This is a genomic window from Streptomyces toyocaensis (assembly GCF_000725125.1).
In the GTDB taxonomy this organism is placed as follows: Bacteria; Actinomycetota; Actinomycetes; order Streptomycetales; family Streptomycetaceae; genus Streptomyces; species Streptomyces toyocaensis.
This window is the reverse complement of sequence record NZ_JFCB01000060.1, coordinates 1-13555: the sequence shown is the minus strand read 5'-3', so window position 1 is coordinate 13555 and position 13555 is coordinate 1. Positions and strand designations below refer to the sequence as shown.

General features: G+C 68.4%; 10 protein-coding genes and 1 pseudogene. 10 read left to right on the top strand and 1 reads right to left on the bottom strand.

The genetic code is table 11. From position 1 onward, the window contains the following. Positions 1–1916 precede the first annotated feature (1916 nt). The 10 genes and pseudogenes from BU52_RS32315 to BU52_RS36705 all read left to right on the top strand — a co-directional run bounded on the left by BU52_RS32315 (position 1917) and on the right by BU52_RS36705 (position 13258). Positions 1917–4622, top strand: a complete 2706-nt coding sequence (locus BU52_RS32315; RefSeq protein WP_037941345.1) for a CRISPR-associated endonuclease Cas3'' — start codon at positions 1917–1919, stop codon at positions 4620–4622. A 66-nt stretch (positions 4623–4688) separates the two neighbouring features. Further along, a complete protein-coding gene (gene casA, locus BU52_RS32310; RefSeq protein WP_037941344.1) occupies positions 4689–6299 on the top strand; it encodes a type I-E CRISPR-associated protein Cse1/CasA in 1611 nt (536 codons plus the stop codon). A gap of 29 nt (positions 6300–6328) precedes the next feature. Beyond that, a complete protein-coding gene (gene casB / locus BU52_RS32305; RefSeq protein ID WP_037941342.1) occupies positions 6329–7003 on the top strand; it encodes a type I-E CRISPR-associated protein Cse2/CasB in 675 nt (224 codons plus the stop codon). 24 nt (positions 7004–7027) lie between these two features. After that, entirely contained in the window at positions 7028–8203 is a 1176-nt protein-coding gene (cas7e, locus tag BU52_RS32300; RefSeq protein WP_037941341.1) for a type I-E CRISPR-associated protein Cas7/Cse4/CasC, read from the top strand. Next, a complete protein-coding gene (gene cas5e / locus BU52_RS32295) occupies positions 8200–9024 on the top strand; it encodes a type I-E CRISPR-associated protein Cas5/CasD (RefSeq protein ID WP_037941340.1) in 825 nt (274 codons plus the stop codon). The genes cas7e and cas5e overlap by 4 nt, the downstream gene beginning before the upstream one ends. A gap of 66 nt (positions 9025–9090) precedes the next feature. Continuing rightward, positions 9091–9732: a type I-E CRISPR-associated protein Cas6/Cse3/CasE gene (gene cas6e / locus BU52_RS32290; RefSeq protein WP_037941339.1), complete on the top strand. Its 642-nt coding sequence runs from the start codon at positions 9091–9093 to the stop codon at positions 9730–9732. 57 nt (positions 9733–9789) lie between these two features. Further along, positions 9790–10052 (top strand): annotated as a pseudogene (locus tag BU52_RS32285) (type I-E CRISPR-associated endonuclease Cas1e); the annotation flags it as partial. Between the two features lie 502 nt (positions 10053–10554). Further along, positions 10555–11565 carry a DUF6292 family protein gene (locus tag BU52_RS32280; RefSeq protein WP_037941348.1) on the top strand — a complete coding sequence of 337 codons (1011 nt, stop codon included), beginning with the start codon at positions 10555–10557 and terminating at the stop codon, positions 11563–11565. Between the two features lie 588 nt (positions 11566–12153). Further along, a complete protein-coding gene (locus BU52_RS32275) occupies positions 12154–12534 on the top strand; it encodes a DUF3846 domain-containing protein (protein WP_051858767.1) in 381 nt (126 codons plus the stop codon). 145 nt (positions 12535–12679) lie between these two features. Next, a complete protein-coding gene (locus BU52_RS36705) occupies positions 12680–13258 on the top strand; it encodes a DUF7178 family protein (RefSeq protein ID WP_235216482.1) in 579 nt (192 codons plus the stop codon). Between the two features lie 106 nt (positions 13259–13364). Here BU52_RS36705 and BU52_RS36700 read toward each other — a convergent pair. Next, positions 13365–13555 (bottom strand): hypothetical protein (locus BU52_RS36700; protein WP_235216481.1); only part of this gene is annotated, 191 nt, incomplete at its 5' end.

Here is a 13555-nt window from a genome sequence, read left to right as displayed (position 1 = left end):
GGAGGACTGCGGCGGGCGGTGTGAGACCAGCCCGGACGTCGGAACACCCCCGCGTCGGCGAGGAGGACTTGCGGCCCTCACCGCGGTCGACGCTGGAGTACGGGACACCCCCGCGTCGGCGGGGAGGACGCCGGCATCGACGACGACGGCAACGTCCACGACGGAACACCCCCGCATCGGCGGGGAGGACCCGAGGATGAGGTAGGGTCACCAGCCGAGCGGCGGAACACCCCCGCGTCGGCGGGGAGGACCAGCGCTCGCGGAGGTAGCCGAGGATCTCGGCCGGAACACCCCCGCATCGGCGGGAGGACGACTCCAACGCAGGCGGCACGATTACCGTCCGCGGAACCCCCCACGTCAGCGGGGAGGACTTGCCGAAGCCGCGGGTGAGTTCCCCGGTGGCCGGAACACCCCCGCGTCGGCGGGGAGGACACCGGCAGCGCGTCCGTGCCGAACAGTTTCAGCGGAGCACCCCCGCGTCGGCGGGGAGGACTGCACCCCCATCGGCACCGAGGAGAGACCAGCCGGAACACGCCCGCGTCGGCGGGGAGGATTCAAACACGCGATCGGCCACACTTTGTTGAGGCGGGACACCTTAGCGTCGGCGCACACGACATCGACTACCTCTTCGTCGACGAGATTCACAACGGAGCACCTCCGCATCGGCGGAGACGACGGCGACCGGTACCGCGCACCTTCGCGTCGGCGAAGAGAGGCAGCGTCACGGGCACCATCCTGCCTGATCGGGGCCACCGCGTCGGCAAGGACGACGTCTGAAACCGCGTTCGCATCGCGTCGACGATCGGAGCCCTCCGTCGGCGGGGAGGACCCGACACCGGCCCCAAGGACGCCAACTACATCGGAAGACCCCCGCGTCGGCGGGGGAGGACCCGGAGTTGTACATGCGCCGCACGCTCGACTGCGGAACACCCCCGCGTCGGCGGGGAGGACGGAGCTGCCGGCCGCGCCTGCCGACACCGGGACGGAACACCCCCGCGTCGGCTGGGAGGACGGCCCGCGAGGCGGCGTGCTCACCCGGCACAACGGAACACCCCCGCGTCGGCGGGGAGGACACTAGGGACGTGGCCCGTTCCACGGCGCCGTTCGGAACACCCCCGCGTCGGCGGGGAGGACGGGAGGGCCTCCTCTCGTACACCCGCGCACCACGGAACACCCTCGCGTCGGCGGGGAGGACATCACGATGAACGTCGGAGGGGCGGTCATTTGGCCAGCTTGTCGAGGGGGGACAGGGGTGTGCTGTTGGGGTTTGCTGCATGTCCAGGCCCTGATCGTCGGCACGGTCGAGGCGACGCGTGTCGTCCGGTGCAGCAGTGACGGTGGGGTTGCCTGCGCTCGTGTGGAGTGTCGGCATCATCCGCTTGTAGTCGGACATCTGGTTCTGCGGTGTAGCCCGGTTGCGCAGAACGTGTTCGGTCAGCGGGGATCGTCTGCATGTAAGAGGTGACGGACCCCTGGGGTCCGTCACCGTTGGCTCAGAAGAGCCAGCTGACGAGTTCGCTGGTCAGAGCACGGATTACCGCGCTGACCACTACGCGTGAGGTACCGAGAAGTACTTCGCGACGCAGGACGAACTTGTGCAGGAACCGGGACACTGCATCTCCAGAGCGCAGACTGGGCCGAGGTCGCGCCACATCCCTCGGGAGGGTCGTGCGTTCGTCTCGGCGTAGTCGTCGTCTGGAGAGTCAATGGGGCTCCGCGCACCTCCCAGGGAGGCGTGCAGCGGTATGTACTCTACGGCGGATACACGCTGGTGTGGCAGCGCTTGAGGGAATTCCTCCCCGCCGGTCTTCAAAGAAGTGCAGCAGGAGGGCGGGGGAGGGGGGAGTTGCGGTCGGGTCTTTCTGCCGCGACCTTTTGAGGCACACCTGCACTGCATCCGTGACAAGGAGCACCCCATGTCCCTGGACCCCCGCCTGTGGGGCAAGGCTGCCGGGCTGGGCGAGGACGCCCGCGGGGCTCACCGCACGCACCCTTTGATCTGTCATCTGCTGGATACGGCCGCCGTCGCGGAGGTCGTCTGGGATGAGCTGCTGACCTCGCACCAGCGGAGCATGGTGGTCGGGGCACTGCAGGTTCCGGAGGAGGAGATGCGGGCGCTCGCGGCGTTCTGGGCGGGACTGCACGACATCGGGAAGATCAGTGTGCCGTTCCAGCTCCACCGGGCCGGCCCGAAGAACGCGGATGGAGAGCTGCTGGCGCAGGAGCTGGGCGGTGAGCGGGGGTACGGGTTCGCGGCTGGCGCCGCGCAGGACAGGCAGTCGCACGAGGCGGCAGCGCACTGGTGGCTGGTGGGGGTCTTCGAGGAGATCGGCTATCCGTCGTCGAGGCGGCGTCCGCAGTCCCAGCTCAGTCATGCGGTGGCCCAGATGCTCGGTGGGCACGGCGGTCGCTACCACCCGGTCGTCCGCGGCAAGGACTACAGGTGCCCTGCCGTCCGTCACCCCGGTCTGGGCACGGGTGGGTGGGAGGAGCAGCGGCGGGTCCACTTTGATGAGGTGCGCAGAGTGACAGGGGCGGCCTCGGTTCCGCGAGGGCGGATGACGCCGGGAGCGGCTGTCGTTCTGACGGGGCTGGTGGTTTTGTCGGACTGGCTGGCCAGCATCGAGGTAGAGATCCAGGCCAGGCTCAGGCAGGAGGGATGGGCCGGGGCTCCTGAAGACCTGGACGCTTACTGGAAGACCGCCCGCGAAGCGGCTCTCCGTCTGGTGCAGAAGACCGACCTGCTCGGGACGGGTTTCACCCGGCCGGATTCGGTTCGGTGTGTAGGTGAGACCAGCCTTCTGGCCAGCATGGAGGGCCAGCTGCCTGATTTGGTGACCGAGCACGGTCCGGGCCTGGTGGTGGTGACGTCTTCGCCGTCGGAGGAGCGTACGGAGGCGGCTCTTCAGGCAGCAGCGGCCTTAGGGTATGCAGCGGGCGCGCGCGGTCTTTTCTATGCGCTGCCGACCGGCTCATCGGCCGACAGCCACATGGCGCAGGTGCATGCTTTCGCTGAGCAGGCCCTGACGGGTCCCTGGCGGTCGCTGCTGCTGCACAGCTCTTCGCGGTTGAAGCCGGCGGAAGCCGCAAGGCAGTGGGCACAGGCCCATACGGCCGGTGATGTCAGCGCGGAGCCTGGCGAGGAGTGGGCCCCGGCGGCGAACAGCTGGCTCAACTCCCATCACCGCGCGCTGCTTGCTGCGCTGGGCACGGGGACGGTGGACGAACTTCTCCAGGCAGTCATGCCGGTGAAGTTCAACGTGATGCGGCTCTTTGCGTTCTCCGGCAAGGTCGTCGTGGTGGACGAGGCCCATGCCCGCGGCGCCTGGGGGCAGAAGCTGATGCTCCGGTTCCTGGAGTGGGCCGCTGCGCTGCGGATTCCGGTCGTCCTGGCCGCGTTGTCTGCGGACAAGTCGGTCGATGCAATGCTGGCGGCCTATCACCGTGGCGCTGGAGGGGCCGGGGAGCCGATGGCGCAGCCTCGCCGGCTGCCGGCATGGTCGTTCGTGGACGCTCATAGCGGACGCGGGCACCTGCCTCGGCAGCCCGCGGAAGCCGTTCGCACCAGCACGCTCAGCATCAAGGTCCGTGACGGTGCACCGTACGACGAGATCCAGGCGGCTCTTGTACCCCTGGTCGAGGCCGGCAACGGCAGGGCCGTGGTCTACCGGCCGACGCCTGCGGACGCCATCACCACGTTTTGTCAGCTCTCGCAGGACCTGCCCGGCCTCGACGTGAGCCTGGTTCATGAGCAGATGCACAACAAGGACCGGTGGCGGCGTCTGGCGGCCTGCCGGGATACCTTCTCTCCCGGCGCCGGCATAAGCGGTCCTTCCGTGCTGGTGACGACGCCGATGCTGGAACACGTCAGAGGTCTGCGATTCGACCTCGTCGTATCGGGGCCGGCGCCGCTCGCGGGCCTGCTGGCCCGTGCGGCACAGGGCGCGGGCGACCGGCCGCGGCTCGTGGTGCTCCAGGCGGACGACACGTCCGAACTGGACGACGTCGCCCTGGTGCGGCGTACTGGCATGGTCCTGGGGGTCGGCAGGACGATTTCCATGCCGCAGGACGTGCCCCTGCTGTTGGACGAGGTGTACGCCGACGAGCTCGTCGACAGGCTGGGGGAGGCTGCGGCGCGTGAGCTTCAGCAGCTGGACAACCGGCGGGCGGTCCGGGAACGTAGAGCCACCGGTACCGCAGGCTGGCTGCAGGTGCCAGGGCCGCGGGAGCATGACGGCGACCTCGGCCTGCTGAGCCGTGACCACCCCGGTATGGAGCCCGAACTGCTCTCCTGCGTGCTGGGCGAGGAGATGGTGCATGTGGTGTGCCTGCACCAGGGGTCTCTCCTGGAGGACGGGGTCCTCAAGGAGAAGCTTGTGTTCGAGTCCAAGCGTAAGCGCAGACCGAAGCCGGGCCAGCTTGTCCCCTATCTGATCCCAGTGCCGCAGCGGCTCGTCGAGGGCGTGGCGGGCGATGCGAGCAGCGACTGGCGTGGCATGGCCGCCCTCAAGAATGTCCTCCGGCTGAACATGGTCCCGGAAGACGGTACGTGGGTGCGAACCGGCGAGGGGCGCCGCTTCCGCTTAAGCGGACTGGGCCTGACTGTCGATCAATTACCGTAACGGCCTACATCCTCCCCGCTTGTCCTTCTAGTATTCCGTGACGCGCAACAAGGGGGGTGGGGGCGCGTGAACACGTCTGCGTCCAATCTGATCGACCAGCCATGGATCCCGGTCGCGTGGGTGAAGGGGCAGTCGGGTCCCCCTGAAGTGGGGCTCAGGGACCTGTTTGTGCACGCCCGGGAGATCCGCACTCTGCTGGTCCCGGAAGCTCCGGCTCACTCGGCGCTGCTGCGTTTGCTGTATGCGCTGACCGCCCGGATCACCGCTTTGGACGAGGCAGGGCCCGGAAGCTGGGGCGACCGGCGGGAACAGGTCAGGGAACAGGGATTTTCCGAGCAGAGCATCGACCTGCCGGACGGCCGCAAAGCTGGTACCGAGGGCTACTTCGGTCAGTGGAGCCACCGTTTCGACCTGTTCGACGGCGATCGTCCGTGGCTCCAGGACCCCCGCCTGCCTGACCAGTGCGACAGGAACAACACCGCCGGCGTCCACAAGCTGGTCATGAGCCGGGCAGCGGGCAACAATCACTCCTGGTTCGAGCACTGGAGCCACGACAATCCCGTACCTCTCGATCTTTCGCAGTCGGCATTAGCGCTGCTGACCTGGCATTACTGGGGAGACCCCGGCGGCCTTTCGAGACGTGCGGTCGGGGAGGTGAGGAGCCACTATGCGAAAGCCTCACCCCTGCGGGCCGCGCTGTCGTACCACCCGCAGTGCGACAACCTGCTCCTGACACTGCTGGCCGGTCTCACACCGCCGGACGGCAGCGTCAGCCGGCACACGGACCTGTGCCCGTGGGAGCGTGAAGACCTTCCGGACCCGCTCAAGCCGATGCCCGAGCCGCAGGGCCCCTGCTCACGGCTCACCGCCTGTTCACAGCACGCACTCTGTCTCGTCCCCGCCCCGGACGGCGAGCATACGGCCGACGCGTACATCACCTGGGCTTATGACGCCGAGCGGATCCGGCCGGAAGACGATTACCTGATCTGGGACATCGCCAAGGACGGGAAGACATCTCCCCGGCTCGCATGCTCCTTCCGTTCTCTGTGGCGCGACATCGACGCCCTCCTGCTCAAGCAACTGGACGACGCAAACCCCATCCAGCCGAAGGTCATGGACCATGCCTTCGACGTCAGCGAGTACTTACGGGTACGCGCCCTCGGCTTCGAACAGGACGCCAGCCAGGCAGCCAACCACCAGTACGTCGACTCCGTGACCCCGGTGCTCCTGTCCCGAGTGGAAGAGGACGCACCAAGCACCGAGCGGCCCGTACGCCAGCTCCGCGAACTCGGCGAGCTCTTCGGGCACCGGCTGGAGCAGGCCACGAAGGAAGCCTGGCTGAAGTACACGGATGACAAGAAGAACGATCCGGGGGCCTGGCTGGACGCGGTCGCGGCACGGTACTGGCCGTCGGCGGAGGACGAGTTCTGGTCGCGGTTCCGGCAGTTGACACGCTCTGGCGGCGCCATGGACACCGGGTTCGACTTCGAGGCCGCGTGCCGATCCTTCGGGCGGCACGCGCTCGACGCCTACGAGGCGGTGACCGACTCCGTGACACGCACACCACGGGGTGCGAAGGCCGTCACCAAGGCGAAAGCCGTCATCCTCGCCGCCCTGAAAGACCCGCACAAGGCGATGGAGCAACCGGTGACGAAAAGCGCGGCCAAGAAGTCGTGACCGTCGCCCCGCCGACCCGAGGACAAGCTGTGACCTTCCAAGCTTCCGAACCGAGCAAGCGGCACACGAATCGCGCCGCGTACGCCGCATTCACCGCACACATCGAGCATCTGTGCCGCACAGATCCGGGTGCCCGTGCGGCGCTGCGCGCGGGCCTGCGCCGCGACCTGGACCACCCGCGCACACGCCCCATGCACCGGCTGCTGACGCCGCGACTGCCGGAAGGGTGCGACGACAAGACAGCCCAGGCTTACTACACGGTGGCCTCGCTGATCGCAGCTCAGCCCCGGCACACCTTCTCACCCGACCAGGCAGACGACGAAGACACCGCAGACGAACACCGGGCGGCAAAGCAGCAGGCCACCCAGGAGAAGGGACAACCGGACGAGAGGCAGACCCCGCCCGGGCCGATCCCGTATGGCTCCTCGTTCGGTGCCACCCTGGGCCAGGCCGTCACCGCAAAGGGCGCCTCAATGCGGAAGAGCGCCGCAGAGAGCCGTGTCAACCTCCTGACGAGGCAGAGCCTGCGCGGTATCCACCTGCACCTTCCTGCTGCGGTGAATCAGGTACGCACCACCGACGCCTCCATCGACTGGGGACAGCTGCTGGCAGACCTGGTCGACTGGCAGTACCAGTCGGGGCGTATCAGCCGCCGCTGGCTGCAGGACTTCTACCGGATCACGGCCGGCACCGATCAGGACTGACCCCTCACCCACAGGAGACCCCCGATGAACCCCAAGCCACGCTTCATCGACATCCACGTCGTCCAGCCAGTTCCCTACGCGAACCTGAACCGGGACGACACCAATTCAGTGAAAAGCATGCTCTACGGTGACGTCCTGCGTACCCGCATCTCCAGCCAGTCCTGGAAGCGGGCCATCCGCGAGCACTTTCAGGACATGCTCGGCGAGAACGCGCTGCGCACACGCCGTATCGGGGAGCGGGTCGCCGAGGTACTTCGCGAGCGTGGGTGGGACACGGCGCTTGCCGAACGCGCGGGCGCGCATGTCGCGGCGGGGAGCAGCATCAAGTGGGAGGTGGCCAAGGGGAAGGACAAGCAGCCCATTGCGAACAAGGTCCTGACCAACGCGCTCGTCTATCTCCCCGAAGACGCTGTCGAGGACTTGGCCGACATCGCCGAAGCCCACAAGGGAGCGCTCACGACCGACTTCACCGGCAAAGGGAAGAGTAAACCCGAAAGCGCCCTGAAAGGAAAGATCGACAGTATTCTGGCCAAAAGGAACGGGGTCATCAACCTCTTCGGCCGCATGCTTACCGAAGTCGACCAGGCCAATGTCGACGGTGCCGTCCAGGTCGCGCACGCCTTCACCACGCACACGACCGAGGTAGAACTCGACTACTTCGCAGCTGTCGACGATGTCACCGAGGCGAAGGGCGATGAAACGGGCAGCGGTCACATGGGCACGGCCGAGTTCAGCACCGGCACCTTCTACCGGTTCGCCACCGTCGATCTCAAGGAACTCACCAAGAACCTGAGCGATGAAAGCGACACCGCACTCAATGCCGCCCGCGAACTCGTCGGCCAGTTCCTGCTCTCCTTCATCGAGTCCCTGCCGCAGGCCAAGAAGAACTCCACCGCCCCGCACACCATCCCACACCTGGTCCACGTGGCGGTCCGCTCCGACCGGCCGCTGTCGTTCGCCGCAGCCTTCGAAGAACCCGTCCGATCAGCCGGACACGGCGGCTTCGTCGGGCGCTCCGTGGAAGGCATCGACGCCTACGCCAAGGCCGCGAACACCCTCCTCGGCCCCGACCGCGTACTGCACGCGGCACACGCTTCCCTCCAGGTCGACAAGCTCGAGCACCTCGGCGAACGTCACCCGTCCTTCGAGGCTCTCGTCACCGCCGCCGTCGACTTCGCTCTCGCCGAGGCCCCGCAGTGACCGACCGTCCCTCCCAAGGACTGCTGTTGCGTCTGGCAGGACCACTCCAGTCCTGGGGCACGCACAGCAAGTACACACGGCGTGACACAGCCCGATTCCCCACTCGATCCGGCATCGTGGGCATGCTGGCCGCAGGTCTCGGACGAGCCCGCCAGGCATCCGTCGACGACCTCACGAAGCTGTCGATGACCGTACGTGTCGACCGACCCGGTGTCGTGCTGTCCGACTTCCACACCGTCGGCGGTGGACTGCCCGCCGATGAAACAGTGATCACCGTCGACGGAAAACACCGCCCCAAAGGTAAGGGCACTCTGACATCCAAGCGTCAGTACCTAGCCGACGCCGCTTTCACGCTCGCGCTGACGTGCGACGACGAAGCGCTGCTGAATGCGTGCGCCGCCGCCCTGCGTGACCCGTACTGGCCGCTCTATCTCGGCCGCCGATCATGCCCGCCGGAAGGCCCCATCCTGCTGGGCCACGGAGAGGAGCCGCTGCGCCACCTGGTCCACCTGCCCCTGGCGGCCAAGAGACCGCGCAGCAGCCGACAGCCGATCGAGTTCTACGGCGACAGACCGCTCGGCGCGCTCCCCGTGAACTCCGACGCCCCGGACAAAGGCGACGGGGATCACCACAGTGGCGAGATCACCGACGAGCCGATGTCGTTCGCCCCACTGGCGCGCCAATACCGGCCTCGCCCGCTGTACCGGCGTGCCGTGCACCTGCCGGACGCCGCCTACAAAGGCTTCGGCACCGACTACCTGAAGACGCTCCAGAACTACATCGACGCCCACTTCACGACGGCGGAAAGAAGCACCCGATGACTGCAGTCACCGACCCCACACCTTGCCCACGAAGCTGATCCACTACGCCAGGAAGGAGGCCGCCACATGAGCCCCGGCGCGGCCCTCGCCCGCATCCGCCTCAATCCCCACAGCCGCGCCGTCCAGCGCGACCTGCGCAACGCTACCGACATGCACCGCACCCTTATGCGCCTGGTACCCGACGGACTGGGCGGCAGCCCCCGCCAGGCGGCCGGACTCCTGTACCGCTTCGACGTAACCGACACCTTCAGCACGCTCCTGGTCCAAGCCACCAACCTCGACCCGACACGCCTGCCCGACGACTACGGCCACGCCGACGTCAAAGACCTCACCCCGGTACTCAACGCCCTCAAAAAGGGCCTCGCCGTCCGCTACCGCATCGTCGTCAACCCGGTCAAAACCGAACGCTTGTCACTGGAGAACAAAGGCCGACGCGGCAAACGCATCGCGCTCACCGGACCGGACGCCGACCAGTGGTGGGCTCGCCGCGCCCACCAGGCCGGACTACACCTGACCACAGCGCTGCCCACCCTGGTCGCTGCCGTGCACGGCAGCGGCGAAAACACCGCCGCCGTGCGGCATCACCTGGTGCGCTATGACGGCACCGCCACCGTCACCGCCCCTGACGCCCTGGCCGAGGCCGTACTGACCGGCATCGGACGGGCCAAGTCCTACGGCGCCGGCCTGCTCAGCCTCGCCCCCGCGTGAGCGCGTCACAGGTGGGGCGGTGAGGCGCGTAGGCGTCTGGCCGCCCTCACCCTGGCCATGCTCCCGCGCGTCGCGGACTCCCTGTCCTTCCTCTACCTGGACATGGTCCGCGTGGTACAGGACGACACCGGAGTGTGCGCGCAGATCCAGGTCGATGACCACCGCACAGACCTCGTCTACCTCCCCACCGCAGCCCTGTCCTGCCTCCTGCTGGGCCCGGGCGTCTCCATCACCAGGCCCTGACCACCCTCGCCCGCCACAACACCAGCGTCATCTGCGTCGGAGCCGGCGGCGTCCGCGCCTACGCCGGCATCCTCCCGTTCCGGCGATCGTGTCCGGCATCGCCGCAGGCTCTGCGTCCTCCCCGCCGACGCGGGGGTGTTCCGCGATCGGCGGGGAGGCTGCGGAGATCGACACCGTCCTCCCCGCCGACGCGGGGTGTTCCGAGTGGGCACGGTGGGGCCCTCCTTACTTGGTGGTCCTCCCCGCCGACGCGGGGGTGTTCCGACCGTGCAGATTGCTTCGGATGCGGCGGCAGAGTCCTCCCCGCCAACACGAGGGTGTTCCGTCGAGCGGGCGCAGCTTCAGTAGCAGCGCCAGGTCCTCCCCGCCGAGCAGCTGGAGATCGACCTGTAGCAGTCGCGATGAAGTGGTCGGCACCCTCAGTCCGCCCGAAGGCGGGTGGCACGGGTGCCGACCCCCAAGACACCGCCCGAAGGGCATGTGCTCGGGCAGCATCCTACCCGCCGCTCTCTACCGGTAGGGAAGTTCGGTACTGTTTTCTTGACGGGTCCGGTGTTCGCCGGACCGTGGGAGGAACCCATGATCCGCGCTGGTCGCCGACACCTGGTGCGCACCCTCGCCGACATCGCTACGCAGCAGGGTATTGCCGTGCAAACCCTGATCAACTCGGGCCGCCTCAAGGCCGAGGGGTTCCCCGCTCCGCTGGGCGCGGGCCGCATCCGGCTCTACGACGGCGAGCAGGTCGACGCCTACCTTGCCGGGCGTCCCGTTCCGGCGCTGCCGACGGCGGACGATGACGATGACCTGCTGGACCGACAGGAGGCTGCCGCGCTGCGCGGAATGGACCCGCAGGCATGGGACCGCCGGAAGAAGGATCCGGCCGTGCGCGAACACACAGTGCTCGTGGGCGGAGTCGAGCACTGGCCCCGCCACATCGTGCGTGACCACACCCCCACGCCCCGCCGCAGTACCGGCACCGGTGGCGGGGGCCGGCCTGCGGGCGTCGGGGACCAGGTCCCCCGCGACCAGCTCCCGGCGCGCGTCGCGCAGCTCCTGGACGAGGACCCCACCGTCACCGCGGCCGGTGTCACCGCCCGGCTCGGCGTGCACCGCAACACCGCCCAGGCCGCGCTGACCACCCTGCGCGCGGAACGGATGGCCGACGTGATGGAGCAGCGCGGGGCGAGCGCCGCGCAGGCCGCCGCCGAACTCGGCTACCCCGCCGGCCTGACCCGCCGCGCGGGCATCCGGGCCGCAGCCGTCCTGCGCGGCCGCCAGGCCCGCCCCTACCTCGCCGAGGTCGCCCGCGCTCTGCACGCCCGCGGCTGGACCACCACCGACACCCCGCCAGCCGTTCAGCACCCCGAGGACGACGAATGCGTCGCCGTGCTCGTCCTGGACGCCCCCGCCGCGCCGGCCCCCGCGCTGGTGTGGTCCGAGCGGCACGGCTGGCGCACCGCGACCTCCCGACGGCACCCGCTCGGCCGGGGTGCAGCATGGCCCCCGCCCGGCGACGGGATCCGCCACCTCGCCACCGGCACGACCCCCGCTCCCGCCGACCTCGTCACGGCGCTCGACAGCACGCACTGACGGCGCGCGCTCCGTCCGCGCCCACACGGCCCCCAGGATGCCCCTGAGGGCCGTTGCCGTGTCCGCCTGCGGGACAGTCGCCCGACACGTCGTCATGGCGCAGCACGGCGCGCCGTCGGCCGGGCGCACCGGCCGAAAGACTCTTCGCTGGGGCGGCGGGCCGGGGCCCGGCCGTCACGACGCCGGGGGCGTGCCTGGGGTGCTGCGCACCCCAGGCCGCGCGCTGCGCACGCTCACGCCCGGGTGGGCCAGGCCGCCGGGCCGCTACGCGCCCCGACCGCGCGCTGCGCACGCTCGCCCTGTCTTCCACCCTCGCCGGGCCCGCTGCGCGACCTACCGGCGGCCCGCCCGGTACCGGGGCAGACGCTGCGCGCTGCCCCGCCGTCTGTGACGGCCGGACGGGACAGATCCTTACCGCTGCGCGGTGCGGATAGGCGGCGCGACGACCGGGCCCCGGCCCGCCGCCCCAGCGCTTTGACCTGCGAAAACACTTGGAATCAGTGCCTAAATCGCGATACACTTTTCTTGTTGGTCGGCAGTGGCAGTCGACCAACACCCAAGATCACCACGCCCTGAAAGGGGACACCCATGCCCGCAGCAGCATTCGCGCTCATCCTCCACCCTGACGCCTCGTTCCGGGTCATCGAATGGCCCCGCACCGGCAACACCCTCAGCATTCTCTATCGCGAAATCGACTGCACCAGCATCACCGTCGTCGACCTTTCGCCTGAAGTCTCCATGTGGCTGGACGACGAAGGAATCCTCAAGAATTCCCCCGTCAACTTCCCGGCCCTTCAGCTCTACGCCCTCACCGCGCCCGTTCACCAGACCTACCACGGCACCACCGTATTCACCGGCGGCCCCGACGCCCGGGGCGACACCAAGGGACTCACCCTCGACAACTGCCAGGCCCTTTTGAAGCTGGTCGGAATCGACGTCCCGACGATTCCCGACCCGCGCACCAACTGACGCACCAAAGGCAGTGGGAGGCTCATACAAGCCTCCCACTCCGCCCCTCCCCAGTTCCTTTCGCGCGCCGCCGGCCTGAGTTGAGCGCCCATCGAGGCAGCTCCTCACCACCCCCATTTCGCGCGCCCGCCCCACCAAAGGAATCATGATCCCGGTAAAGTGCACCGAGCAGCAGCGCGCCGCCTACACCAAAGCCATCATTGATCAGTGGCACGCGGCCACGGCCGACCAGAGGGCACGCGGCCTCCAGTGGTACGCCACGGCTCACGAATTCGCCGCAGAAATCGCAGCAGGAGAAACCCACAAAGGCGCGGGCGTCCTCGCCGCACTCTCCGCCAACAAATCATGGGCCGATAATTGCAAGCTGGCCCGCAAGGCATTCACCGAAGGAAGGGCGAGCGGACATGTCCGCGACGCAATCACCAAGGCCAACCGAATCATGGCGGGCACCGACCCCAGCGAGGTCCTGCCCATGCACCTCAAAACGGGAGCCTTTTACTTGTGCATCGCCGACCCGGAAAACCCGGACGCCGTTGTAATTGACCGCCACGCGCACGACATTGCAGTACGAGAAATCTACGGCCAGCGGGATCGAGGATTGGGAGCGGTCGGCCGCTACAATCTCCTTGCCGATTGCTACCGTGCTGCAGCACGGGACATCGGAGAAGTCCCCAGCAAAGTTCAGGCTGTTACTTGGGTGGCCCATATCGAGCGCAGCCGATGAGAGCCGGGGGCGAGGGCTGGTTCCAGAGTTCATCCAGGGCTAGAGTTTGAAGCATGGGGATGGCCTGGTTCTGCCAAAGCTACATGCTGCATCACCTGATGCAAGGTCACGCGACCCCGGCCACCCCCTTCCTCTTGCTGCTCGGGCCGTAGGCCCGTTGGCCGACCCGCGCAGCGGGGCCGGCCTTCGGGGCGCGCAGCGCTCCGGGTGGCTGGAGCGCAGCGCAGGTCACCTTGCGGGGCCGCAGGCCCCGCAGCTCCGGGAGCGCAGCGGACGGAGCGTCACCGGACTTGCTCC

Coding starts and splice junctions, on each gene's coding strand:
- BU52_RS36705 (WP_235216482.1), top strand. CDS start 12,680: ATGATCCCGGTAAAGTGCACCGAGCAGCAGCGCGCCGCCTACACCAAA.
- cas7e (WP_037941341.1), top strand. CDS start 7,028: ATGAACCCCAAGCCACGCTTCATCGACATCCACGTCGTCCAGCCAGTT.
- BU52_RS32275 (WP_051858767.1), top strand. CDS start 12,154: ATGCCCGCAGCAGCATTCGCGCTCATCCTCCACCCTGACGCCTCGTTC.
- BU52_RS32315 (WP_037941345.1), top strand. CDS start 1,917: ATGTCCCTGGACCCCCGCCTGTGGGGCAAGGCTGCCGGGCTGGGCGAG.
- BU52_RS32280 (WP_037941348.1), top strand. CDS start 10,555: ATGATCCGCGCTGGTCGCCGACACCTGGTGCGCACCCTCGCCGACATC.
- cas6e (WP_037941339.1), top strand. CDS start 9,091: ATGAGCCCCGGCGCGGCCCTCGCCCGCATCCGCCTCAATCCCCACAGC.